General features: G+C 49.2%; 20 protein-coding genes. 16 read left to right on the forward strand and 4 right to left on the reverse strand.

What is annotated here, in order from left to right; genetic code table 11:
• The first annotated feature begins 22 nt into the window (after nucleotides 1-22).
• The 10 genes from BM200_RS10590 (at nucleotide 23) to BM200_RS10635 (ending at nucleotide 9,837) form a co-directional block, all read left to right on the forward strand.
• Nucleotides 23-790, forward strand: coding sequence for an SDR family NAD(P)-dependent oxidoreductase (locus tag BM200_RS10590; protein WP_091184834.1), 768 nt, complete (start codon nucleotides 23-25; stop codon nucleotides 788-790).
• A gap of 41 nt (nucleotides 791-831) precedes the next feature.
• A complete protein-coding gene (locus tag BM200_RS10595) occupies nucleotides 832-3,138 on the forward strand; it encodes a DUF4962 domain-containing protein (RefSeq protein ID WP_091184835.1) in 2,307 nt (768 codons plus the stop codon).
• A gap of 19 nt (nucleotides 3,139-3,157) precedes the next feature.
• The gene (locus tag BM200_RS10600) at nucleotides 3,158-3,478 is read left to right on the forward strand and encodes a cupin domain-containing protein (protein ID WP_091184838.1); all 321 of its coding nucleotides are present in this window, start codon (nucleotides 3,158-3,160) and stop codon (nucleotides 3,476-3,478) included.
• Between the two features lie 163 nt (nucleotides 3,479-3,641).
• Nucleotides 3,642-4,019, forward strand: coding sequence for a BlaI/MecI/CopY family transcriptional regulator (locus BM200_RS10605; protein WP_091184841.1), 378 nt, complete (start codon nucleotides 3,642-3,644; stop codon nucleotides 4,017-4,019).
• Between the two features lie 5 nt (nucleotides 4,020-4,024).
• Nucleotides 4,025-5,446, forward strand: coding sequence for a M56 family metallopeptidase (locus BM200_RS10610; protein ID WP_091184843.1), 1,422 nt, complete (start codon nucleotides 4,025-4,027; stop codon nucleotides 5,444-5,446).
• A 32-nt stretch (nucleotides 5,447-5,478) separates the two neighbouring features.
• A complete protein-coding gene (locus BM200_RS10615) occupies nucleotides 5,479-5,925 on the forward strand; it encodes a hypothetical protein (RefSeq protein ID WP_091184846.1) in 447 nt (148 codons plus the stop codon).
• A gap of 213 nt (nucleotides 5,926-6,138) precedes the next feature.
• Entirely contained in the window at nucleotides 6,139-7,131 is a 993-nt protein-coding gene (locus tag BM200_RS10620; RefSeq protein ID WP_091184847.1) for a cation diffusion facilitator family transporter, read from the forward strand.
• A 49-nt stretch (nucleotides 7,132-7,180) separates the two neighbouring features.
• Nucleotides 7,181-8,032 carry a protein phosphatase 2C domain-containing protein gene (locus tag BM200_RS10625; RefSeq protein ID WP_245772973.1) on the forward strand — a complete coding sequence of 284 codons (852 nt, stop codon included), beginning with the start codon at nucleotides 7,181-7,183 and terminating at the stop codon, nucleotides 8,030-8,032.
• Between the two features lie 180 nt (nucleotides 8,033-8,212).
• Entirely contained in the window at nucleotides 8,213-8,950 is a 738-nt protein-coding gene (locus tag BM200_RS10630) for a DUF6882 domain-containing protein (RefSeq protein ID WP_091184851.1), read from the forward strand.
• 296 nt (nucleotides 8,951-9,246) lie between these two features.
• Nucleotides 9,247-9,837 (forward strand): hypothetical protein, encoded by a 591-nt coding sequence (locus BM200_RS10635; RefSeq protein ID WP_091184853.1) that lies wholly within the window; start codon nucleotides 9,247-9,249, stop codon nucleotides 9,835-9,837.
• A gap of 88 nt (nucleotides 9,838-9,925) precedes the next feature.
• Here the strand turns inward: BM200_RS10635 and BM200_RS10640 are convergent, their stop codons facing one another.
• The 3 genes from BM200_RS10640 to BM200_RS10650 form a co-directional block, all read right to left on the reverse strand.
• Complete coding sequence (locus BM200_RS10640) at nucleotides 9,926-12,124, reverse strand: Ig-like domain-containing protein (protein ID WP_175532829.1); 2,199 nt, start codon at nucleotides 12,122-12,124, stop codon at nucleotides 9,926-9,928.
• A 355-nt stretch (nucleotides 12,125-12,479) separates the two neighbouring features.
• Nucleotides 12,480-14,240, reverse strand: a complete 1,761-nt coding sequence (gene dhaK, locus BM200_RS10645; protein ID WP_091184857.1) for a dihydroxyacetone kinase subunit DhaK — start codon at nucleotides 14,238-14,240, stop codon at nucleotides 12,480-12,482.
• Nucleotide 14,241: 1 nt separating this feature from the next.
• On the reverse strand, nucleotides 14,242-15,378 hold the full coding sequence (locus tag BM200_RS10650) for a glycerol dehydrogenase (RefSeq protein ID WP_091184860.1): 1,137 nt from the start codon (nucleotides 15,376-15,378) through the stop codon (nucleotides 14,242-14,244).
• A gap of 371 nt (nucleotides 15,379-15,749) precedes the next feature.
• Here BM200_RS10650 and BM200_RS10655 point away from each other — a divergent pair, with 371 nt between their 5' ends.
• Nucleotides 15,750-16,775 (forward strand): PocR ligand-binding domain-containing protein, encoded by a 1,026-nt coding sequence (locus BM200_RS10655; protein WP_091184862.1) that lies wholly within the window; start codon nucleotides 15,750-15,752, stop codon nucleotides 16,773-16,775.
• 63 nt (nucleotides 16,776-16,838) lie between these two features.
• On the opposite strand, the gene BM200_RS10660 is transcribed toward BM200_RS10655, so the two are convergent.
• Nucleotides 16,839-17,714 carry a helix-turn-helix transcriptional regulator gene (locus tag BM200_RS10660; protein WP_091184865.1) on the reverse strand — a complete coding sequence of 292 codons (876 nt, stop codon included), beginning with the start codon at nucleotides 17,712-17,714 and terminating at the stop codon, nucleotides 16,839-16,841.
• 128 nt (nucleotides 17,715-17,842) lie between these two features.
• On the opposite strand from BM200_RS10660, the gene BM200_RS10665 reads away from it, so the two are divergent.
• The 5 genes from BM200_RS10665 (at nucleotide 17,843) to BM200_RS10685 (ending at nucleotide 24,317) form a co-directional block, all read left to right on the forward strand.
• A complete protein-coding gene (locus tag BM200_RS10665; RefSeq protein WP_245772974.1) occupies nucleotides 17,843-18,889 on the forward strand; it encodes a Gfo/Idh/MocA family protein in 1,047 nt (348 codons plus the stop codon).
• A gap of 22 nt (nucleotides 18,890-18,911) precedes the next feature.
• Entirely contained in the window at nucleotides 18,912-19,643 is a 732-nt protein-coding gene (locus BM200_RS10670; protein WP_091184869.1) for a ThuA domain-containing protein, read from the forward strand.
• Between the two features lie 322 nt (nucleotides 19,644-19,965).
• The gene (locus tag BM200_RS10675; RefSeq protein WP_091184874.1) at nucleotides 19,966-21,741 is read left to right on the forward strand and encodes a sensor histidine kinase; all 1,776 of its coding nucleotides are present in this window, start codon (nucleotides 19,966-19,968) and stop codon (nucleotides 21,739-21,741) included.
• Entirely contained in the window at nucleotides 21,719-23,326 is a 1,608-nt protein-coding gene (locus BM200_RS10680) for a response regulator transcription factor (protein WP_091184877.1), read from the forward strand. Before BM200_RS10675 ends, BM200_RS10680 begins: the two co-directional genes overlap by 23 nt.
• Before the next feature lie 76 nt (nucleotides 23,327-23,402).
• On the forward strand, nucleotides 23,403-24,317 hold the full coding sequence (locus BM200_RS10685) for an ABC transporter permease (protein ID WP_091184879.1): 915 nt from the start codon (nucleotides 23,403-23,405) through the stop codon (nucleotides 24,315-24,317).
• The last annotated feature ends 1 nt before the right edge of the window (nucleotide 24,318 follow it).

A 24,318-nucleotide genomic window follows, 5' to 3' on the forward strand; every position in this document is an offset into this window, starting at 1 on the left:
ACGAGAGGGGAAGGCGATTGGTATGGCAATTGATCTGACAGGGAAAGTTGCGCTTGTAACGGGAGCGAGCGGCGGGATTGGGCGAGCGATTGCGGTCGCTCTGGCCTCATCAGGAGCGAAAGTCATTCTTAACTATTTGAATAGCCGGGAAGCAGCCGAAGAGGCGGCCGCTTCCATTCGGGATAGCGGGGGAGAAGCAGTCGCGATTCAGGCCGACGTTTCGAAGGCCGAGGAGGCGGAGCGACTTGTCGGCGAGGCAGAAAGCGCGTTTGGCCGTTCTGTCGATTTGCTCATTAATAATGCGGGTCATCTCGTGCAGCGGATTCCTAACGAGGAAATGACCGAGGAGTTATACGAACGCATCATGGACGTGAATCTGAAGAGCGCCGTGTTCGTCGCGAAAGCAGTCATTCCGGGCATGAAAGCGGCCGGGGGCGGAAGCATCGTGAACATGACGTCCGTCGCCGCCCACAACGGGGGAGGACCGGGTGCCTCGATTTATGCCGCGAGCAAAGCCGCCGTACTGTCGTATACGAAAGGACTTGCCAAAGAGCTGGCTGCCAGCGGCATTCGCGTCAATGCCATATCGCCTGGATTTATCGGGAACACGGCATTCCATGCGACATTCACATCAGCTGCGGCAAGAGAAGCAACCATTCAAAGCATCCCTCTGCAGAGGGAAGGTACCCCTGAAGACGTGGCGGGGGTTGCCTTATTTCTCGTCTCCGATCTATCGGCCTATCTGACCGGGGAGACGATCGAGGTAAATGGCGGCATGTTCATGCGATAATCGCTGGGCAACAAATTTGACGAGCGGAGAGAGGGATCGCCATGGGGAAGCTATTCGAACCGGTCAGCGGATTGTTGACCGTACCTTATGAACCAAACGAGAAATCGGAGCTAAAGGAGAATCCGCCAAGGTTCACCTGGATGCCGGCGAAGCCTGAAGATGACCGGTACCTCCTGCAGATTTCTTCTTCTTCAGAATTTGAGGCGGATTCGACGGAGCAGGTTGGACCGCTTCCTTTTAACTTCTATACGCCTGATCATGTGTTTGAGCCGGGGACGTATTATTGGCGGTATGCTTTGGCGGAAGAGGCAGGAGCGGCGGCACAATTTTGCTGGAGTGAGGTGAGGTCGTTCGTTGTGCCGGAACATTTGCCATCGACGCCGCTGCCAACGCGGGAGACGAGATATGCGGATACGGACGTTGCGCATCCCCGGCTTTGGCTGCAGCCCGGCCGAGTCGAAGCGCTCCGGGAACGCATCCGCAAGGATGCTGCCGTCTGCGGTTGGGACGTTTTCTACGAGAAATCCGTTAGGCCATGGATGGAAAAGAAGCTCATTCCTGAACCGGAGAGGTACCCGGACAACAAACGCGTCGCGAAGCTCTGGCGCAAAATGTATATGGACTGCCAGGAAACCCTGTATGCCATTCGCCATCTGAGCGTGGCGGGCGTGCTGCTTGAGGATGCGGACATTTTGGAACAGGCGAAGCGCTGGCTGCTGCACGTCGTTTCCTGGGATCCGGGAGGAACAACCTCACGGGATTACAACGACGAAGCCGCGTTCCGGATTGCCGGAGCCGTGGCGTGGGGATATGACTGGCTGCACGGGATTTTGTCGGAGGAGGAGCGGGCAGCGGTTCGCGCGAATTTGCTCATCCGCACGGAGCAGGTCGCCCATCATGTCATTGATAGATCCCGGATTCACCGCGTCCCTTATGACAGCCATGCGGTTAGGTCGCTGTCTTCCGTGCTTGTGCCGGCATGCATCGCCATGCTGCATGAGGAGCCGAAAGCACGGGAATGGCTCGATTATGCGCTGGAATATTATGCTTGTCTATACTCCCCGTGGGGCGGGCAGGACGGCGGTTGGGCAGAAGGTCCGATGTACTGGACGACCGGTCTTGCGTACTTAATCGATGCCTTGAATTTGATTCGCCAGTATGTCGATATCGATTTGTTCAAGAGACCCTTCTTCACGCGTACAGGAGATTTTCCGCTTTATGTGAACAGCCCGGGTACGGTAAGAGCGAGCTTTGGCGACCAGTCCAGTCTCGGTGAACCACCAAGCCTAAAGACAGCCTACAATATCCGCCAATTCGCGGGATTGACGGGCAACGGGCTATACCAATGGTATTACGAGCAGGTGAAAGAGCAGGATAAAGACGCCGACACGAAGTTTTATAATTATGGATGGTGGGATTTCCGGTTCGACGACCTTCTCTACAACCATGATTATCCGGCCGTTCAGCCCGTCGTTCCCGTACCGGAGAGCATCGAGCCCGTCAAGTGGTTCCGCGATGTCGGCTGGGTTGCCTTTCATCGCAGGATGGATGATCCGGACGAACATATCCAGTTACTCGTCAAGAGCAGTCCATATGGATCGCTTAGCCACAGTCACGGCGATCAGAACGGGTTCCTGCTTCATGCGTACGGCGAACCGCTCGCCATCGACAGCGGCTATTACATTGCATTCGGAAGTACAATGCACCGGAATTGGCGAAGACAGACCATCTCGAAGAATGGTCTGCTCATTGATGGTAAAGGTCAATACGCAGGCACGGACAAGGTGCTTTGCAAGGAGGCTTGCGGCCTGGTCGAGGAGGTCCTATCGAAGCCCGGGTTCGCCAGCGTCCGGATGAACGCAACGTCAGCTTACCGGGAGACCGTGCCGTATTTGAAGCGTTACGTCCGTGAGGTTCATTGGCTGGATGATTCATACGCCGTCATCGTAGATAGCGTAGACCTTGACCGGCCGGGGCGAGTTTCCTGGCTTATGCATACGCTTCATCAGATGGAATTGAAAGGGCAGGTGTTTCGGGTAGTCGGGACCAAAGCAGAGATGGAGGGCCGGTTTGTTTACGTATCCTCCGGCGACATGACGCTCAGCCAGCATGATCAGTTCACGGATGTAGATCCGTCCGAGTATGAAGGGCTGCCCAGCCAATGGCATTTGCGGGCAGAAACGAAGGAAACTCAGAGTCATCGCATCGTTACGCTGCTCGTGCCGATGAAGAAGGGCGATGACAAGTTTGTCTCTTATTTCATTGACGATCAGGATCACGGCATTCATTTATATTTCACGAATGAGAAGGGCACGACGCGTATGATTGAGGTGCCGAAAGCGTATTGACGGAAGAGGGGATGCGTTTATGAGTAACATTGGAGTATGGGAAGCGGCGGAGCCGGGTGTAAAACGTAATATTTTGTGCGCCGAGGGCGGTCTGATGATGATGGAGGTCCACTTCGAGAGCGGTGCAGAAGGCTATGAGCATCAGCATCCTCACGAGCAGATGTCCTATTGCTTGAAAGGAGCGATAGCGTTTACGATCGACGGAATCGTGACGGTAATCAAGCAAGGGGAGACCATCTATATCCCGAGCAACGCCATTCACGGCGCGAAAGCGCTGGAGCCTTCCGCGCTTCTGGACACGTTTACGCCGATTCGCCGGGATTTACTGATGCTAGAGTAGGCGAGAAGCCTGTTCGTCCAATTAAATATTCTTTGCAGCAGAAGCCGCATCAAATGCGGCTTCTTTATTTTGATAGAGAAGGACTTGCGATGAAACGTTTGACATTCATTGATTACAAATGTAATATGACTACAACAGTAGTCAACAAGGAGGCTTGAATTCCATGAAAGAAATGCCGAGAATTTCGGATGCGGAGTGGGAGGTTATGAAGGTGCTATGGGCAAAATCGCCGATGACCGCAGGTGAAGTAATTGAGTCCCTGGCAGACATAACGGATTGGAGTCCCAAGACGATCAGAACCTTACTAACCAGATTGGTCCAGAAAGAAGTAATAACCTTCGATTCTAACAGCAAGCCATATGTCTATTCTCCGCTTGTTGCGGAAGAAGAAAGCACTCGGGCTGAAACGCAATCGTTTCTGAAACGGCTGTACGGAGGAGGAGCATTAAAGCCGATGTTGGTTAACTTCCTCAAGTACGAACAATTGTCCAAGGAAGACATTCAAGAGCTGAAGAGCATTCTGGACGAAAGAAAGGAATAAGCCGGATGATTTCTCTTCTAACTGACCTATTAACCTGGATCATATCCACGACGCTGATGGCCAGCGTATTAGCCGTTATTATTTTAGCTGCGAAATGGTTGCTGAGAGATAAATTAAAGCCCAGGTGGACATATTTGCTGTGGCTTCTCCTGGTTCTGAGGTTATTGCTGCCGTGGATGCCTGAGAGCTCATTTAGTGTCTTCAATATCTACCATACTCTTTCGGAGAACAGCCAGACATTAGAAAATTACGAAACTTCATTATCACCTGCAGTTGAATCAGGATATGAGACCCCGACACAAGTTCAAGTCGATCCGGCAGCGAGTGATTCGACTGCAGCAAAGCAGATCTCACTCTTTCAAATCGCGTCGATCGTTTGGATAGTTGGCATGCTAGCATTCCTTGGTTTTATGATCAGGGCAAACGCACGGTTCGCCGCGAAAATAAAAACGGAGCCGAATGTTAAGGATCAGGGGATAAATAGATGTTTTGAACGCAGCAAAGATGAAATGAACGTACGCCGAAGTATACCCTTAATCCAGACGAATCGAGTATCCAGCCCGACCTTGTTCGGGTTACTGAAACCGAAATTGTTGATACCTGATTCCGCTCTAAGTGCCTTGAATGAAGCGGAGCTGCGGTTCGTGTTCTTGCATGAATTGTCGCACGTCCGTCGAAACGATATTGCCGTGAATGGGTTGATGAATATATTGCTTGCTATACATTGGTTTAATCCCTTTCTTTGGTATGCGTACCGCAAAATGCGAGTAGATCAGGAAATGGCATGTGACGCACTGGCCTTAACGAGAATAAAGCCGGAGGAGTCCAAAGAATACGCCTTAACAATCATCAAACTGCTAGAGTTATTCATAAAACCTGTTCATTTGGCAGGAGCTGCAAGTATTTCACCAAATAAAAAAGAACTCAAGAGGAGACTGATTATGATCACATCATCTCCGAAGAACTCCTATAAATGGTCTCTGCTTGGTCTTGCAGTCATCTTATTGTTAGGTGGCGCTGCATTAACCAATGCCAACACGGCAGATAACGGTAAGTACGCTCTTGAGGACACAAATAAATCCGCGCCTGCAACAATAGAAGAGCTTGCTTCGGTATGGGCAAATGCGCTTCAAACACGAGATGGAAGACCCCGTTATGAAATGATGTCTGCAAAAGCGAAAGAAAAGTTCATACAAGAACAGATCGTTAGGAGTGGAGAGGACTGGAATTATAATATTGGCGTGTCGAGTCCTTGGGTTGTTGATTATGAGAGTAAGATTGACGGTATGAATGTTACGATCACTTATTTAACGAAAACAAGCGAACCGTCCTATTATAAAACGGAGGAATCTCTTACCTTTGCTAAGGAGAACGGTAAACTTGTTGTTGAGGATTATGAAACCGTCTTTGAAGGTCAGGTAAAATGAAACAGCTGCGCAAATAGGGAGGGAGATCACTGTTGAGAAAAGCTTTAGTTATCATTTGTATGGCAATCGCAGTTGCCGGGACTACGTTGTACATCATTAAACAGAAAGAAGCTAAAGAAAGACAGATATTGCAACAGAATCTCATCACAACTATTGAAGATAAGCGGAGCGGAAATGATGTTATTGATATTGATTTAAAGCAGATCAACAGTTTCGCTTGGAATAATGTATATATCTTCACCCCATATATGGATGAAGACTCCATTAATAAGCAGTTAGGTTTTAAATGGTCAAAAGCTGACTTGGTTGCATACTCCGACAGCTACAGCCTAGTTGTCTTTGTTAAAGGTAAAAAGGTCGTGCGATATGTGTTACTGCCTAGAAGGTATGGCGATTTTATGATTGAGCATAAAAACGAATTTAAGCCCAGCGAGACACTGAAAATTAAACCATTGAATTTTGGTAACGGAGAACAATAAATCAATACCCATGTACAGCAGTCGGTTAAGATAATCGGCTGCTGTTTTCATTTGCATTAGTTGGGAGTTAATGCCAGTTTATGTTAAAGTGGAAAGATAGTCATGGAATCGTCAGCCGTTTGAAGATGACCTTAAATTGATAAGACTGAGAATGTATATAGATTAAGAATGTAAATGTATCAACGGCAACTAATCTAGGAGGGAAATCCCGTAATGGAATCGGAAAGTAAGCAGAACAGCTTTATTGATTTATTAAAGAAAGGAAACACATCATCAGCCGCCGCTGCACTCGGTAACACAGGAATTGCAATCATCAAAGGATTTGCTGCTATAACTACGGGTAGCGGGGCAATGTTTGCATCAACCATGCATTCCATCGCAGACGCAGTGAACCAGGCTTTTGTATTTGCGGGCAGTGTCTTAGCGGAGAAGAAACCCACTAGGCGATTTCCAACCGGGTTCGGGCGTGTCATTAACTTATTCTGTATGGTTGCAGTTATTGTAGTAACCGTTATGGCATATGAGACCCTTCTAGAAGGGTTTCATTTATTAGCATATCCTTCGGCAGAATCTCATGGTTTTTGGTTAAACGTGATTGTATTGCTCTTATCCGTCACGGTAGATGGATTTGTATTAATAAAAGCAACCAAGGAGATCATTCACGAGACTCGAGTAGAAGCTAAGGGGCTTGCAATCTTTCCGCAAGCCTTTAAAAATGTCGGCCGGGCAGCGCCTCCAACTCGTTTAGTCTTCTTCGAGGATCTGGTTGCTACAACCGGTGCTTTCTTAGCACTGCTTGCGGTAATCGTCACATCATTGACCAGCTTTGCACTGCTTGATGGGATTTCTACTCTTCTTATCGGATTATTGATGATTGGAGTTGCATTTAAAGTGGGTTACGATAATATGGTCGGACTTATTGGTGTTTCTGCTCCGAGAGATGTTGAAGATAAAATTGCTAAGATTATTTTTTCAAATACCTATGTTACAGATATTTATCAAATGCGAATTCTTCAAGAGGGACGCTATTATCATGTAGAGGGTCTGATAGAGCTGCGGGCAGGTCTAACCCTTGCCGACGCGGACGATATTAAATTCCGAATTAGAGATAGTCTTCTTGTGGAATCTGAAATTGCGGATGTAACGATAGGGATAATTGAAGATAACGGGGTAAAGAACTGGAACCCTGAGCCTGTTAATCCTTAATGCCAAATTAGCGCCGTATAGGCGCATATACAATAAGGGAGTGAATAATGTGGTTATAACTTATGAGGAGATTACCCGGAAAGGCGTTGGAGTACTAAATGAGGATGCCATTATTTCTCATCCCAAAGCAAATTTGTATGGGGCTTTGGACGGAGTATCTTCCCTGGTACCCTATGTTAATTCCAAAAAGGAAACGGGCGGCTTCATTGCGGCTAATCTGGTGAAAAACTATTTCGAATCTCTAACTGAGCCCGGAAGTTTAAAGGATCACGTGACCGAGGTGAATAATCTCCTAAGGGAACAAATGATTCTCGCCAATATCAATCTCGAGAAGAAAGAAGAACTTTGGGGAGCAGCCCTGGCAATCCTACGCGTTCATGATGATGGTGTGGAGTTTATACAGACAGGGGATTGCATGATTCTAGCGGTGTACGATAATGAGGAGGTTCGCCCATTAACCTGGAGACAAGTTTCTCACCTTGAAGCTTCAGCATTCGCTAAATGGCAGGAAGGAATAACTAAAGGCTTAAACAGCCGGAAAGAGCTTCATGAAACCGTTATTGCTACGATAGTGCAGAATCGGTATCGGTCTAATACTGATGGCGGTTATGGAGTATTAAACGGGGAAAAGGATGCAGTTCGTTTTTTTGAATACGGGAAAATTAATCTGACGTGTTTAAAGCATATTATTTTATTGACTGACGGGATGTTTTTGCCAACAAATATCGTGCCCGAACAAAACTCGTATTGGAGCTTTGTTGCCCATAGCATATTGGATAAGGGCTTAACGCTTTATACTCGGGAGTTAATTGAGCTTGAAGAATGTGATCCCGAATGTATGAACCATGTCCGCTTTAAGAAATCGGATGACAAGACCGCAATTGTGATTAATTTTCAATAATGGAGCCAGTGAATGAGCTTGTAGTAAATGGAGGGGCTTACCATTTTAGTTTGTAATAGCGATAATCAGTCGCCTTTTTTTTTATTTATGTAAAGGGCAGGAAACTTGCAAGAACATGCTGAATTAAAATATGTAATTTATGTATGATAATTCTTTTTAAATTTAATAAGCAGGTGAAAAATGGGATTATTCGATTTTTTAAAAAAACAGAAAAATGCTGAACGATTAATAAGAACAGCAGATATTCAAAATGTTGAGAATTTTTCATCGTTGCAAGAATTATTGGAACGTTACGGTGGCATTGCTCTTGAGAAACAACTAGCAATGACAGAGTCAATCGGCAGCCTTGACTGGAGCGTTAATATGAGTGCCGGAACAGCAACATTTGGTGATGATTTAACTTTCCCGATTCAAATCTTGGGTAGTGTTTCTCACCAATCAAATACTTGGTTATGGGCTTGGGCAAACGCTCAGGCACAGATTTCCTCAAACAGTTTGACACAAGCTATTCAATTGAAAGCTTACGGGAATAAGAACAACATTCCTGAACTGAGTGAAAAGACAATCCCTGTGACCAATAATGAAGGACATGTTATTGCAAGCATTGCTTCCGGAATGTTTAAAAACCGTTTCTATTATGCAGGCAACTATGGTGCCGGAACAGCATTCTTCACTATTGATGTAACAGAAGAAGATTTAAAGGAACAACCCGAATCGGTATTGACCGTATTTCCGCAACTGATTATGACATTTGAACTCAATCATAGAAAAGCATTAAGCTTTTATTTGAAAGACAAAGGCTTTGAGGTTTATGAATCGAAGAATGACAGTCTAACAGGCATTTCTGCTAAACTTACGGTTACCGCGCATTTCGATGAGCTTAATCGAATGATCAACCTGGAAGCAACTCATAAATAAAAGTGTTAGTCATTGATCTACAGCAGCCGGCAGATCCCGGCTGCTGTTTTCATTAAAGGAACGAGCGCTTTTTGACAGGCTGCGCAGACCCCTATCAGAAAATAAACATGGACAGTAGCCCATTTATATACGGCGATTATGAATATGGAAGAGGCGCAAGGAGTTGCCGAAGAACTTAAACAAATCAAATCTCCATACGATGATAAATAGAATGGGGTCTATGCTGCAACAAAACTAGGTTAACTCCGTCTATTATTTACATGTGGGAAATTCCACCATCCGGACGGAGTGATAAAATGTGGAAAATTACATCCAGGTTCTTCCTGATTTACTTGGTCGTGTTTGGTACTTGGTTTATGTTCGAGCACGAAACTGTCCATGCCTGCTCTTGTGCGGCTCCCCCTAACATAGAAGATCAGTTGAATCTTAAAACTGCCATTTTTACGGGTAAGGTAGTGAGTTTAACCCAGCCGGTTAAAGGAAAACTAATGTCTACTGCAGATCCTGTAAAAGTTCAATTCGAAGTGAAAACGGTATGGAAGGGAGAATTGAGCTCTCAAACCACTGTTTACACAGCGATGAGTTCAGAAAGTTGCGGATATGAGGAATTTGATGTGGATGAAGAATTTATCGTGTTTGCTTACGGGGATCCAGATCATCTTGAAACAGGAATTTGTGAAGGGAACAAGACGATTGCAGCCGCCCAGGAAGACCTTAAAGCCCTGGGAGCAGGATATGAACCAGCCAAGATAACACTGCATCAAAAAGATTCTTCGGATATTACCTCCAATAACAAAGAATTTAATAGCTCATTAGTCATAGCTCCGGCCGTTTTTCTTTCATTGCTGATCCTGCTGGCCATAACCTTAAAAAGGCGGGGGCGTTAATTAACATCTTTTGCGAAAAAAGCAGCCCTGTCCGGCAACGTCGAACCGTTGCGGGCAGGGCTGTTTATATATCAATGATAGACGTGCATTATTTTACCGTAATCCGAATTGAAGCGGTTTTGCCGCCGAAGGCTGCTTTAATCGTCGCGCTGCCTTTGCGGACCGCCGTAATTTTGCCTTCCTTAACCGTCGCGACCGACGTATTGGATGAAGTCCATACGGAGCTATCTGTTGCGTTCACCGGGCTGCCCGTATAGTAGATCGCCTGCACGTTGACCGTCAGCGTGTCGCCAGCTGACAACTGCGCGGATTTGCTGGATGCCTGCAGCGATTTCAGCTTTGGCGTGACGGTGACAGAAACTTTAACCGTCTTGCCTTGATAGGTACCCTTCACTGTGGTTGTCCCCACGTTGAGCGCCTTAACGGATGAGGAGCCGCTAATTGTTGCGATCTTCTCGCTTCCGACAACCCAGTTCATCTTGGTTCCGATGGATATCTTCTTGCCGCTCTTGTAGTAACCCGTGACCTTGATCGACTTGGAACGCCCCGGATTCAGCTCGAGCTTCGTGGGTTCGACGACCAGCTTTACAATCTCTTCTTCGATCTTGACGCGAACGGTGACGGTTTTAGTCAAGTAAGTACCCGTCAAGGTTACGGTTGACGATTCCAGACCTTTCATCGTTTCCTCTAATAGCACGATGTTGTCGGAGGTCGTGTTCCATTCGATCGCTTCCGAAATATCTTCTTCTTCGCCATCCTCATAGACGACAGTTACCTTAGGAAGCTCGGTAGCTTTGCCTAAAATAACGCTCAAGTCCTTAGCTTCGGCCATTAGCTTGATCGGCTTCAAATGAACGGCAAGCTCAACTTCGACTCTCAGATCCTGCACGGTTCCCGTGAAGATCGTCTTTCCGAGCTGTTTGGCCGTCCAGATGCCATCCTTGAGATCGGCGATTTCATCATCAGAAACCGTCCATTTCACCAGCTTCGAGACGTCGACGCTCGTGCCGTCAAACGTGGTTGCCGTTACTTTCGGCAGCTCGCCTTCGATGCCCTTGAAGCCGTCGATCGTCGTTTTTTCAACCTTCAGCTTGGTAATGCTCGGATATATGGTTACATCTATGCTGCGGCTTACGCCCCGGTAAGACACCGTAATCTTCGTTGTGCCAATCGCCTTCGGTGTCACCTTGCCCTGCGATACGGTAGCGATTGTGACGTCGGACGATGTCCAGTCACCTGCGGTTGTAATGTCCGATGTAACGTTCGAATTGCTAAGCACCTCGGCTTTGATCTGCAGAGGCGCGTCCTGCAATTGCATATGGAATTCCTTGTCGGGAGCGATCTTGATGGACTGGTATGGCGTCCGAACAACAACGGTAAGTGTGTCGGTTACTCCCAGATGGGACACCGTGACGGTTGTTTTGCCTGCGCCAACTGCGGTAATAATACCTTTGCTCACAGTCAGCACCTTCGTGTTGGAGCTTGTCCATTTGGCTTCGCTCGTCACATCTTGCGTTCCGCCTGAGTTTGGCACGGCGGTTGCTTTCAGCAGGTAATCATCGCCGCCAACCTCGAGCTCCAGCAGATTATTGGCCGGTTCGGGACTGATTGAAACAGACTTGTAAGGCGATGAAACTGTCAGTTTGATCGAGTCCGATTTGCCTTTATACTTTGCCGTAATGGTAGCCGTCCCCGCACCAACGAGCGTGATGCGGCCTTCGTCGACGGTGGCAACGGATGAGCTGGTCGTGCTCCACGTCGCGTCGTCGCTAATGTTCTGGCCGTCTCCGTCGAGCGTGAAGACAAGCGATTGCCCGAGAAGCACATCCGTGGCCGCAGGAGCAGCTTGACTATTTTGCATAATCGTGACTTGGTCGTACACATAATCCGAAGATGCTTTAATGGAAATGGAGAAGCCTTTATAGGTAGCGGAGATCGTAGCTGTTCCTTTGCCTACGCCGCTTAACACGCCTTTTTCGACTTTGACGATAGAGCTGTTGGATGATTTCCATGCTGCGTCTGCCGTTACATCTTTTTTGGATGCCGAACCCGATAGAGACGCGAGCACGGTGAGATCGACTTTGTCGTCCTCCACGGACATTTCCAGTGACGACGTGCCGCTATTGTAATCCGATTCCGCGTAGCTCCATTCGATGCCGGTAACGGTATCCTCCGCCGCATAGACGGCTCCGGCCAGACTTCCCATGACAAGCGTCATGGCTAATGCGGCTGCCAGCCATTTGCGGGCAAACTTAAGCGACAGGATTCTCTTGCTGTTTTCTTTCACTACATCCCTTCCCTTTCCTTGGAAAATGTTTCTTCCTTCCATTGATAACGGCATTTGATCGGCGAAAATGAACCCAAACGCCGAACTTTTACTATATGTAAACATAAAGAAGAAGCCGACGGCCGGCTTTCGCCCTATGGAAAACTTTGCATCAAGCCTCTTAACGCATGGCAAGTAACTTTAGTTGCAGCCAGCCAATGAAGTGGATAGCACTTCTTCCTTTAGGTGAAGTGTTCTACGGAGAGGATTTAACAAGGGAGACAGCTATAAGCTTGCGATAAAATGAGCAGGGACAAACATAAAAAAAGCAGCGGTCAAAGGACAGTTCTCGTCCATGACCGCTGCTTTATTTCGTTTACTTCAACACAACCGACAATCCCGTGAAAATAACGCCAAGCGCATAAGCGCCGGCATCGGGATAACCGATGCTCCGTTCGCCCACGGTGCCTGCGCGGCCCATCCGGGCAACGATTATTTCGGTCTGCCTGGCGCCTTCAACCGCTGCTTCGGCAGCCGCAATTCCGGCAGCCTTCAGCTCGGTTCCCGCAACAGCTGCTGCCTTCCAGCTGTCCGCATAAGGGATAAGCGCGTCGATCAGCGTCTTGTCGCCCACAACCGCACCTCGGCCAAATGACCTTTCGCCGGTTGCCTGGATGCCTTTCACTACCGCATCAAGCAGCTCTGCCACCTCTGCTGCAGACAGCTCTGTCTTGCCTTCGGCATACTTGCCGCCGGCACGGAAAGCCGAGCCCCAGATCGGGCCCGACGCCCCGCCGCAATGCTCCATAATAATCAGCGAACAGGCATGCAGGAAGCTGCCGATATCATGGGACTCGCGGACAATCTCCGTCCATTCCGCCTTTAATTGCTTGAAGCCTTTCGCAACACTCATGCCAAAATCACCGTCGCCGGCATGGGAATCCAGATCGCAGAATGGCACTTCATTCTCGATAATAATCTCGCTCATCTTATCGATGAGATAGATCATATTGTGCAGCGAGAGCTTGTCATCCTGCACAACGGCATAATCTTCGCCGGTTTCTACCCGGTAAGACACCGTCTCACTCTGTTGCACGGATTCCTCGAGCGCCACATAGGACACCGGCTCCGAAGCTCCGCCGCGTACGATGAGAGCAGGCGTATCGCATTCTTCATTGAGCAGCTGCTTCAACTGCTCATCCAATTTCATGATGGACAGGGAAGCTCCCGCCATATCGATGCTGGTCATGTAGTTGCCGACAAACACCCTGTTTACAGGGATGCCCTTGGCATGCAATTCCCGCATTACGGCATTGTTCAGCAGGTACAGCTCCTGAAGCGGAGTTCCGCCAAAGCCGTTAACAAGCACGGCAACTTCCTCTGCAGAACCAGCGCTCATATCCAGGCTTGCAAGCAGCTCAGTGACCATACGCTGTGCCAGTTCATCAGCGGAAATCCGCTTTTCTCTGCGGATGCCCGGCTCGCCGTGGATGCCAACGCCATATTCCATCTCATCTTCGCCGATTGCGAACGTTGGCGTGCCTTTGGCAGGAACGGTACAGGAGGTAAAAGCAAATCCGATGCTGCGGACATGGGCAATTGCATTCTCAGCTGCAGCTTTTACTTCTGCAAGGCTTTTGCCCGCTTCCGCAGCAGCGCCGGCAATCTTGTGAACAAGAACCGTGCCGGCAACGCCGCGGCGTCCAACCGTATAGAGGCTGTCTTCCACCGCAATGTCGTCATCCACTTTGACATAGTCGACCTGAATGCCGTCTTCTGCAGCCAGATGGGCGGCATTCTTGAAGTTCATCATGTCGCCGCTGTAGTTCTTGATAATAAGCAGCGTGCCTTTATCGCTTGCTGTCGATTTGATCGCTTGGTACACCTGAATTTGGGAAGGGGAAGCAAATACATCCCCGCATACTGCCGCATCAAGCATGCCTTTGCCGATAAATCCGGCATGGGCGGGCTCATGGCCGCTGCCGCCGCCGCTGATCAGCGTCACTTTTGCAGCATTAATGTTCTGTTTCTTGATTACTTTATATTTGGAGTTGAAGGCAAGGCCAGGATGCGCAATGACAAGTCCATTACACATCTCGCGGACAAGCGTCTCCGGCTGATTGATGATCTTCTTCATCTTACGACTTCCTTCCTTGTTTGAAAGCCTGGCCGAGCTGGTCAGCAACCATGATCGCCGCGGCTACAGCTTCCTCTGTAATCGGGAATGGCATAGCATGAATCGATTCCTCCGGAATGCAGGCAAGCGCGGCAACCTTCGCAAGCTCCTCATCCGTAATGCTGTCTACGCCGATGTCGGACAGACATACCGGCAGACCTACAGCCGCGCAGAACGCAAGCACTTCATTGACTTCTTCCTTCGGTGCATTTTCCAGAACGAGCTGGGCAATCGTGCTGAAGGCAACCTTCTCGCCGTGGAAGTAATGATGAGTGCCATCCAGAACGGTCAGGCCGTTATGGATGGCATGGGCCGCGGCAAGACCGCCGCTTTCGAAGCCAAGACCGGAGAGCAAAATGTTTGTCTCAATGATGTTCTCAAGCGCAGTTGTTACTTTATTGCTGTCGCAGGCCAATTTCGCCTGAACCCCATCTTCCAGCAATGTCTCATAGCAGAGCTTCGCAAGCGCTTGGGCCGCTTTGGTTCCGCGGGCAATCGGTGCTGCACCGGCATGTACGCCGTTTGGCAGTCCGGCATTAACCTTGGAGAAGGAGCGGGACGTTGCTCTGGCTTCAAAATAAGTCGACAGCGCGTCACCCATGCCGGATACGAGGAAGCGGGCAGGAGCATTGGCAATAACCGTCGTATCAATCATCACGACGCTTGGGCTGGATTTGAAGTAAGCATAATCCTCGAATGCACCGTCATTGGTGTAAATAACGGCCGAATGGCTTGTTGGCGCATCGGTTGCCGCAATCGTTGGAACGATAATAAGCGCATCGCCTTCCGCGACGCATTTGGCCGTATCAATCGCTTTTCCGCCGCCAAGGCCAATGGTGCAGGAGCAGTTTTTCTCCCGGGCAAGCTCTTTGAGACGTGCAATCTCTTCGCGGGAGCATTCGCCGCGGAATCCGCTTTCAACCAGCGTAATATGGAATTTATTAGAAGTAAAGTCCAGCTTGTCCTTTACGCGTTTCACATCTTCGGGATGGGCAATAAGAAGGGCGGAATTACCGTAGGTTTGAACGAAAAAGCCAAGGTTAAGCAGTTCGTTTTCACCTTGTACGTATTTGCTTGGACTAATAAATGCTTTTCTCATTATGGAGCCTCCTAAAAAGAATTGTCACACAAGCGGCCAAGTTCTGGCCGCATGTGATGATTCTTGCGTCGTAAGCATGAGCTAAAAAGAATTGTCACACAAGCGGCCAAGTTCTGGCCGCATGTGATGATTCTTTGACTACTGCCATTATAAGATTAGGAGGAGGGAGAAGCATTGTACGTTAAGCGCAAAATAAAGCAGTTTTCGATGGTGTTTTTATGCACAAATCTTCCTGGAATTGTACTATTTTGTCCTGGCAGAGCGATCTAGTATAATGGGTTTAATGCTTCCGAAGCAAGAATCATCACAATTGTGCTGAATAAGGCCAATTAATTGGGTGATCATTCCTTTTAAGGTTTGGAGCGATTCCGATGAACGCAAGATATGATCTGAAACAAATTATGGATATCGACAAATGGCATAAGCTTCAGGATTCGATGTCTCTTGTGACGAAGATGGCGATTATTACGGTGGACTATAAAGGGATTCCGGTATCGAAGCATAGCGAATGCCAGGCATTTTGCCGCGAGGTGAGGAAGGATTCCACGTTATCCTCCTATTGCCAGAAATGCGATGCGCGGGGAGGGCTGGAGGCGGTCCGGTCGAACAAGCCGTATATTTATCAGTGTCATTTTCAAATTCTTGATATCGCGATTCCGATTGTGGTGGATGATCAATATATCGGTGCGGTGATGGCGGGGCAGGTCAAGCTTCGTGATCCCGATGTGCCGATTGAGCAGATTGTAACCAGGCCTCCCAATGTGGAGACGGATAAAAAGTTTAAAGCACTTCAGGAGGAATATCAGTCGCTGCCGGTATTGTCCTTCGAAGAGGTAACGCGAATTGCCGACATGCTGTTCCACCTGTGCAACTATATCGTCGAGGAAGCCATCCGCAAGAGCGACATGCTTCAAATGTACCGGGACTCCTTGTCGCTTGAGCATCCGGCGGCAGCCCCGATGCAAACCATCAATTCCAAGTATGAGCATATACAGGCGCTGCAAAGCGAGCTGTCGAATACGCTGATTGAGAAGAAGCTCAAGAAGTCCTCTAGCGTCTACCAGTCTGGCAATTCCCTGCTGCAGCCGTCTTTTGATTATATATACCGCCATAAGCATGAGAATGCGGATTTGAAGGAAATGGCCGTGTTATGCCATGTGAGCCCGAGTTATTTCAGCCGGATATTCACGAAGGAGACGGGGGAGAATTTCTCGGTATTTGTCCCGCATCTGAAAATTGGATGGGCGAAGGAGCTGCTGGAGACAACCGAGCTGTCCGTTGCCCAGATCAGCGATGAGCTTGGATTCGCGGACGCGGGTTATTTTATCAAGACGTTCAAGAAGTTCGAAAGCCTTACACCCAACGCTTACCGGAAAATCTACCGGGACAAGGCTTAAGCTTCGCTTGAATATTCCGGAATGAAACGCATCTCGCAGCCAAAAAACAACGGCGAAGCCGTTTCACCTTGTCCCTTTGTAATAAGCAGGGGATAGTCCGACGTATTTCTTGAACATTTTGCTGAAATAATAAATGTCGCTAAAGCCGACCAGCTCGGCAATCTCGCCAACGCTCAAAGGGGTGTTCTGCAGCAGCTCCCGGGCCTGATTTACCCTTACTTTATTGACGTAATGAGTAATGGAATAGCCGGTAATTTTGTTGAACGTCCGGTTCATATGATCAAAATTGCAGTCAAAGCGGGCTTCGATATCGGAGCCCGTTATTTTGTCCGGATAATGATGATGGATGTAGTCGAGCAGCTCGTAAGCTTTGACGGCCCCTTTGGTAGTCCGCTTACGGGAGCTTTGCAGATGCTCCAGCAGATAGGCGCGGGACAGCTCGATGAACAGCTCCGACAGCTTAAGTGCCGTCAGCCCGCGGTTGTAGTTTTTCCTCCGGTAGAGCTGCCCCATCTCATTCAAATGGTTAAATACCTGGCTGCGTATGTTTTTATCGGCAAGATTGAAGTGCTTCGGAAAAGAATAGCTGCTGCCGGGCTCCATATCCCTTTCCTGGTCCTCCAGAATAAATCCCCTCGCATAAGCCTCTATATCATCGATCTGAACATGCTGAATATCCGAATGCAAGAAGTGAATGTAATAATAATCGCATACGTGCTTCTCGAAGCCTTCATGATCCAGATTCGGCTCCAGCATAAACACATCGCCGCTCCGCAGGGCATAACGCACCCCATCCTCCTCCATATGCAGCTCTCCGCTCTTGATAATGTAGAGAATATATTCATTCACATTCCGTTTGAAATGGATCCAAGGGCTTGTATAAGCAACAAAGCCCAAAAAGGTAATGCGGGGTATAAGCTCCATGTTTACTGCCAGCACTGCAACAATCCCCTTTCATAAAAGTCGCTATTATACAAAAAGTGTCTCTATCCGCCATTTTCAAATATTCTATCACAAGCTAATCTGATGGTGTGGTTTTTAATCCGGTAATCGTTGGGATGGTGTGTATGGGGAAATTAAAAATCGGTATTATCGGACTTGGCGGCATTGCCGACTTTCATAGCGAAGGCATATTGGCAAGCGGGGAAGCGGAGATTTGGGCGATCTGTGACGAAGACGCCGAACGTCTGGCCGCAAGACGAGTGCAGTGGAATATTCCCGAGGAACGGGCTTACTTAAGTTATTCCGAGCTGCTCCAAAACCCGGACGTGGATGCCGTCACGATTGGCACGCCTACCGTGAGCCACTTCGCGATTGCGATGGCAGCCATTGAGCACAGCAAGCCTTTTGCGCTGGAAAAGCCGGTTGGCATGAACGCGGAGGAAGCGGCTGCTCTACGGGCTGCTCTGCAGAACAATCCGCTGCCGCATATGATTTGCTTCTCTTACCGCTATAAAGCGGCAGCCCGTTACGCGAAGCAGCTGATTGAAGAGGGAAGGCTTGGCACGATCAACCATGTGTACAGCCAGTATTTGCAGGATTGGGGCATTCATGAAGACATTCCGCTCGTCTGGCGGTTCGTGAAGTCTATTACGGGCTCCGGAGCATTTGGCGATTTGGGCTGCCATATGCTTGATCTGACCCGCTTCCTCGTCGGCAATACAGAGCGTGTGATTGCGGATGCCGGAACGATTATCAATCGGCGGAATTTGCTGGACGGCTCCGGCCAAGGCGAGGTGGACGTTGATGATTTCTGCCATGTCCTCTCCCGCATGGAAGGCGGCATATCCGCTTCGATGATGATCTCCCGCTTCGCCTATGGACGGGGCAATGATCAGCATATTGAAATTTATGGTACGAAAGGCGCTCTTGTCTATAACCTGGATGCCGACGATTCGCTTCTGGTGAAGTTCAAGGAGGACGGAGACGAGTTGTTCCGCCGGGTTGAGATTCCAGACCACTGCCGGACAGGTCAAATGCAGTCGTTCTTTCATCTCTTGAACGGACGCGGCGACGGTCAGGATGCAACGATGGAAGACGGTTATATCAATCAGGTTGCCGTAGACGCGATTATCCAATCTTTTACCGAAGAACGATGGATTTCAATTCAATAGCAAATAGGAGGCTGTAACTGCAATGAAACAAATTAAAGTAACCGTATGGAACGAATATCGTCATGAGAGACACAATGAGCATGTGGCAGGCATCTATCCGGAAGGCATTCATAATGCAATCGGCGGATACCTGAAAACAATCGAAGGCCTTGAAGTCGGAACAGCTACACTTGATGAGCCGGAGCATGGCCTCACCGATGAAGTGTTAAATAACACGGACGTGCTGATCTGGTGGGGGCATCTGGCCCATCATGAAGTGCGGGATGATATTGCGGAGAAGGTAAGAGACCGGGTGCTGCAGGGCATGGGCCTTATCGTCCTTCACTCCGGCCATGCCTCCAAGGTATTCGAGAAGCTGCTTGGTACCAAGACCGGCGCACTCAAATGGCGGGATGACGGCGAGAAGGAACGGATCTGGGTTATTGAGCACGGCCACCCGATTGCGGACGGGCTTGGCGAGTATATCGAGATTCCCAAGGAAGAAATGTACGGTGAGCGCTTCGAGATTCCGGCACCGGATGAGCTTGTTTTCATCTCCTGGTTCGAAGGCGGCGAAGTATTCCGCAGCGGCTGCTGCTACCGCAGAGGCAAAGGCAAGCTGTTCTACTTCCGTCCGGGTCATGAGACCTTCCCGATCTATCATCAGCCGGAGATTCTGCATGTGATCAAGAATGCCGTACATTGGGCAGCGCCGACACAAGGAGCAGCAGCATCGTATGGACGAGTGGAACCAATCGAAAAAATAAGTAAATAATTTACTAATGCCCAGATATAAGAGGGTATAGGTTTACTCTATACAGGGCTTATATTTCACCGCGAAACGTAAGCTGCACCTCCTAACAAAGGTGCAGCCGTTTACGCTTCGATTGACAGTTAGTTTTTCATGGCCATATACTCTGAGGTAACCGGTTGATTGAAACGGGAAGTACGGTCCCAAGCCTTATTGTTCCGCATGAGATTGTGGAGCGTCAGACGGTCAAGGATTTGCGTATATAAAACAGGAAATGCGTGGCGGGCCATAGCAAGAGGTCTGTCACGCATTTTCTGCTCTTAGATTGGGTTCGGGAGGATCAACCATGTTTGCCAAATCCATCAAAAAAACAAGAAAGCTGAGCTCCCGGTTTGTTCTGCTGTTCTCGGCCGTTACGCTGCCGCTCCTGATCATTCTGTTTGCGGTCGGGCATTACGCGCAGGATGTCGTCCTGACGCAGGTCGCGAATTCGTATCAGAATCTGGTTAATTCCAATCTGAACATGATCGACCGGAGTCTGGATGATATTACGACCAATATGGTCTATAACGTGGATCATGACGAGAACTTTCAGAAGTTCGGACAGACGGGGCTGTCGGACTCGGAATATTATTTTGCCCAGATGGAGCTCATTCAGAGAAACTCCGCCTACCGCTCTTATTACCATACGGTAGATATGTTCTATGTCTACTCGGTGCCAAACCAAGTGCTTGCGACGACTAATGTGATTACCGATACCGATCATGATCAGGTCAGCAGCTGGATTACAGAGACGCTGAACAGCCCGGAAGCTTTGCGCCCGCTTATGTATCAATGGACGATCGTGCAGATTGGACAGGAGTATTATTTGCACCGGGTCGTCAGCGATGATACGAGTAATAACGCCTATATCGGGGCGTTAATCAGCATGAATACGTTAAAGCTGCCGCTTAAGGACGTACGCACCGGCGGGGATGTGCTCTTTGCCGGCAATGACGGCATGATCTTGTCAAAGCCGTCGGACAGCTTAAGCAAGGATTTCCGGCTTCCGGCCGACAAGCTGGCGCAAAATACTTCTTTCTCCTATTCGGATGGCGGCAGGAAGCTGTTCATCATTACAAGCCAATCGCCGCTTAGCGGAATCAGCATGGCGGTTGTTCTGCCATATTCGGATCTGTTGAAAGGGCTGAAGCAGTTCCAGACGGTCATTAACCTGCTGCCGCTCTTTGCGCTGGTCATTCTGCTTATCTATCTTTTTGTATTCCGGCGGATCATCCTGACGCCGATTCTTCAGCTGCTTGGCACGATCCGGCGCGTGAAGGACGGGGATATGGAGATGAAGCTGCCCGAATCGCCTATCACCGAATTTGATATTATCAACCATACCTTCAACAACATGATGGATGAAATCAAGGACTTGAAGATCGACGTGTATGAGGAGCGGCTGAATGCGCAGAAGGCAGAGCTCAAGCATCTGCAGACGCAGATTAATCCGCATTTCTTCCTCAATACGATGAACATTATTTTTCAGCTGGCAGACTTGAAGCGCTATGAGCTGGTGAAGAAAACGGTGCGCCATATGGTTGGCTACTTCCGGTTTATGCTGGGCACAAGCCGGGATACAATCACGCTGTCGCAGGAGCTGGAGCATATCCGCAACTACCTGGAGATTCAGAAGATGCGTTATCAGGATTCCTTCGACTTCGAGATCGGGTGTGCGGAGGAGCTTCTGGATGCCCGGATTCCTTCGCTGCTGGTACAGCCGTTTGTAGAAAATGCGATGCTTCACGGCATGAGCGTAAAAGGGGAGCCGTTCCTTCTTCAGATTACGGCGGCGCGGGCGGAAGACTCTGCCGAACGGATGTTAATCGAAGTGAAGGATAACGGCAAAGGCATGAGTCCCGAGCTGATGGAGGAGCTGGCATCGGATCAATACAAGCCAGCCTCGGATGACAATCATATCGGGATTTGGAATGTGAAGAAGCGGGCGGCGATGCGGTACGCAAGTCTTGCCCGGATCAGCTTCCAGCCTAATGATCCCAAAGGGTTGGCCGTACGGCTGCTTTTACCTATAGATCTTACGAAGGAGCAGGATGAACATGGCGCAGATGCTGGTCGTTGATGATGAGAAATTTGCCGTGGACGGCATTTGCGAATGCAACGACTGGTCGATGCTTGGTATCGACGTTGTGCATACCGCCAATCATGCCGATGCGGCAAGAGTGATTTTGAAGGAGCACCGCATTGATATCCTCATTTGCGATATCGAGATGCCAGACGAGGACGGATTGTCGCTTGTCCGCTGGGTGAAGGAGCATTCGCCGCATACGGAATCGCTCTTTCTTACCTGTCATTCGGAGTTTACTTACGCCAAGCAGGCGATTAATCTCGGCAGCTTTGATTATTTGCTGAAGCCGATTGACGGCGAGGAGCTTGTCCATGCGGTCTCCCTTATGCTGCAGGCGGTGAAGGAGAAGGAAGAAAGCATTCAGCATCATGCGCAGTACCACAGATACGTGGAGCTGTGGCGGAAGCAGCAGCCGCTCTTAGCCGAGCGTTTCTGGCAGGATCTCTTGTCCCGCCGGCTGCTGTCGTTCGGGGATTTTCTCGAGCGGGGACTGCAGGATGCCCAGATCGAGCTTGCGGCTGACGGCCGGGTCATGCCGGTTCTGATCAGCATTGAGGAATGGCAGAAGACGCTCGATGCCCGGGATCAGGAGATTATGGAGTACGCGGTGAAGAAAGCAGCCGATGAAATGTTTCTGTCCGAATATGCGGGAGAGGTCATTACTGACCGCAGCGGGGTCCTGTTCGTAATGGTTTACACGGCAGGGGCTTCCCGGCCGGCGAATGGCTGGGTGGAGATTGGCAGAAGGTTTATTGAGGTGTGCCGGGACTATTTCTATTGCCAGGTGACCTGCTATATCGGGAAATTCGTCAGCCTGCAGGAAGTGTCCGGATTATGCGAAGGGCTTAAGAACAGAGAGCGGCATAACGTAAAGGAGCCGCAATCGGTTATCTTGTACGTGCCTCAGGGAACAGGAGGCGCCGAGCAGTTGTCTGTTCCGGACAAGATCAACGTGCCGGAATGGTCCTCCTATATGTTGAACAGGGAGCGGGACAAGGTGATTGCCCTTATTCACCGGAGCGTGGATAAGCTTGAAGCCCGCAAAATCCATCAGAATCAGCTTGAAACGTATTATCATGACACGCTGCAGGTCGTATACAGCTTTATGCACGTGAAAGGGATCAGTCCAAGTCAGGTGCCGAACTTCCCGCTTTGGGCATCTGCCCAAATCCGCAGCTTGTTCCAATACAGGCATTGGGCGGAAAATATGATCTCCACTGTTATGGATGTTGCTTTCTCTGCCGTCGAGAGCGACGGCGTTGTGCAGAAGTCGATCCAGTATATGAAAGAAAAGGTGGAGGAGGATATCTCGCGTGAGGATGTCGCCGCACATGTCCACTTGAATCCGGCTTATTTGTCCCGTCTGTTCAAGAAGCAGACCGGTCAGAACCTGATCGATTACCTCATTGAAACGAAGATGACGAGGGCAAGACAGCTGCTCGATTCGAAGGGAATGACGGTCAGCGCGATTGCGCAGCAGGTCGGATATTCGAATTTTTCGCATTTCACGAAGATGTTCAAGAAGCAATATGGGGTTAATCCGCAAGAATACCGCAATGTCACAAAACGACTAGACTAAGGTTACAAAAACGGTAGGGGGGTCTGCCGGGCGGCCGTATACTTGAAGACATACAACAAACAAGTAGGTGAAACATATGCCCGTGCTAAGACAGCTGCTGAAGCACCGCGCCTTGGTCATTCTCGCGATTCCCGGCATCATCATGCTGTTTATTAACAACTATCTCCCGATGTTCGGCATATTCCTTGCGTTCAAGGATTTGAACTATACGAAGGGTGTATGGGGAAGTGACTGGGTGGGGCTGCAAAACTTCAAGTTTTTGTTCGCCTCGAACGATGCCTGGATGATTATCAAGCACACCATTCTGTACAACGCTGTTTTTCTCCTCATTAACACGGTGCTGGCAGTATTGCTGGCGATTCTGCTTAATGAGGTCAGACGGAAGGTTCTCTCGAAGTTCTTCCAAAGTGCCGCGATTCTTCCAAACTTTGTGTCGATGGTTATTGTGGGCTATCTCGTCTACGGCTTCCTGAATCCGGAGCTTGGCTTTATCAACAAATCGATTCTGGAGCCCATGGATAAAGAACCGATCGCCTGGTACGCCGAACCCGACTATTGGCCGTATATCCTGACGATCGTGAATACGTGGAAAACAGTCGGCTACTCCGCCATCGTGTATCTGGCTGCCATCATTGGCATCGACCAGGAGTATTACGAGGCTGCCCGTATTGACGGGGCAAGCAAGTGGAAGCAGATGACGAGCATTACGGTTCCTCTTATTACACCGGTTATTATCATTCTTACGCTGCTTGCGGTCGGCCGGATCTTTAATGCGGATTTTGGCTTGTTCTATCAAGCAACGATGGCTTCGGGCATGCTGAAGGAAACAACCGAGGTTATCGATACCTACGTGTACAACGCTTTGCTGGTAACCGGCGATACGGGGCTGGCATCGTCCGCAGGTCTTCTTCAATCGGTCGTTGGCTTTGTGCTTGTCATAACGGTCAACTATGTGGTGAAGAAAATCAGCAAAGAAAACGCGTTGTTCTAGG

The sequence above is a fragment of the Paenibacillus catalpae genome (assembly GCF_900112695.1).
Classification (GTDB): Bacteria; Bacillota; Bacilli; order Paenibacillales; family Paenibacillaceae; genus Pristimantibacillus; species Pristimantibacillus catalpae.

Bases quoted from the DNA above. Each gene is read 5' to 3' on its own strand.
- BM200_RS10590 (WP_091184834.1), top strand. From the start codon at position 23: ATGGCAATTGATCTGACAGGGAAAGTTGCGCTTGTAACGGGAGCGAGC.
- BM200_RS10595 (WP_091184835.1), top strand. From the start codon at position 832: ATGGGGAAGCTATTCGAACCGGTCAGCGGATTGTTGACCGTACCTTAT.
- BM200_RS10600 (WP_091184838.1), top strand. From the start codon at position 3,158: ATGAGTAACATTGGAGTATGGGAAGCGGCGGAGCCGGGTGTAAAACGT.
- BM200_RS10605 (WP_091184841.1), top strand. From the start codon at position 3,642: ATGAAAGAAATGCCGAGAATTTCGGATGCGGAGTGGGAGGTTATGAAG.
- BM200_RS10610 (WP_091184843.1), top strand. From the start codon at position 4,025: ATGATTTCTCTTCTAACTGACCTATTAACCTGGATCATATCCACGACG.
- BM200_RS10620 (WP_091184847.1), top strand. From the start codon at position 6,139: ATGGAATCGGAAAGTAAGCAGAACAGCTTTATTGATTTATTAAAGAAA.
- BM200_RS10630 (WP_091184851.1), top strand. From the start codon at position 8,213: ATGGGATTATTCGATTTTTTAAAAAAACAGAAAAATGCTGAACGATTA.
- BM200_RS10635 (WP_091184853.1), top strand. From the start codon at position 9,247: ATGTGGAAAATTACATCCAGGTTCTTCCTGATTTACTTGGTCGTGTTT.
- dhaK (WP_091184857.1), bottom strand. From the start codon at position 14,240: ATGAAGAAGATCATCAATCAGCCGGAGACGCTTGTCCGCGAGATGTGT.
- BM200_RS10650 (WP_091184860.1), bottom strand. From the start codon at position 15,378: ATGAGAAAAGCATTTATTAGTCCAAGCAAATACGTACAAGGTGAAAAC.
- BM200_RS10655 (WP_091184862.1), top strand. From the start codon at position 15,750: ATGAACGCAAGATATGATCTGAAACAAATTATGGATATCGACAAATGG.
- BM200_RS10665 (WP_245772974.1), top strand. From the start codon at position 17,843: ATGGGGAAATTAAAAATCGGTATTATCGGACTTGGCGGCATTGCCGAC.
- BM200_RS10670 (WP_091184869.1), top strand. From the start codon at position 18,912: ATGAAACAAATTAAAGTAACCGTATGGAACGAATATCGTCATGAGAGA.
- BM200_RS10675 (WP_091184874.1), top strand. From the start codon at position 19,966: ATGTTTGCCAAATCCATCAAAAAAACAAGAAAGCTGAGCTCCCGGTTT.
- BM200_RS10680 (WP_091184877.1), top strand. From the start codon at position 21,719: ATGGCGCAGATGCTGGTCGTTGATGATGAGAAATTTGCCGTGGACGGC.
- BM200_RS10685 (WP_091184879.1), top strand. From the start codon at position 23,403: ATGCCCGTGCTAAGACAGCTGCTGAAGCACCGCGCCTTGGTCATTCTC.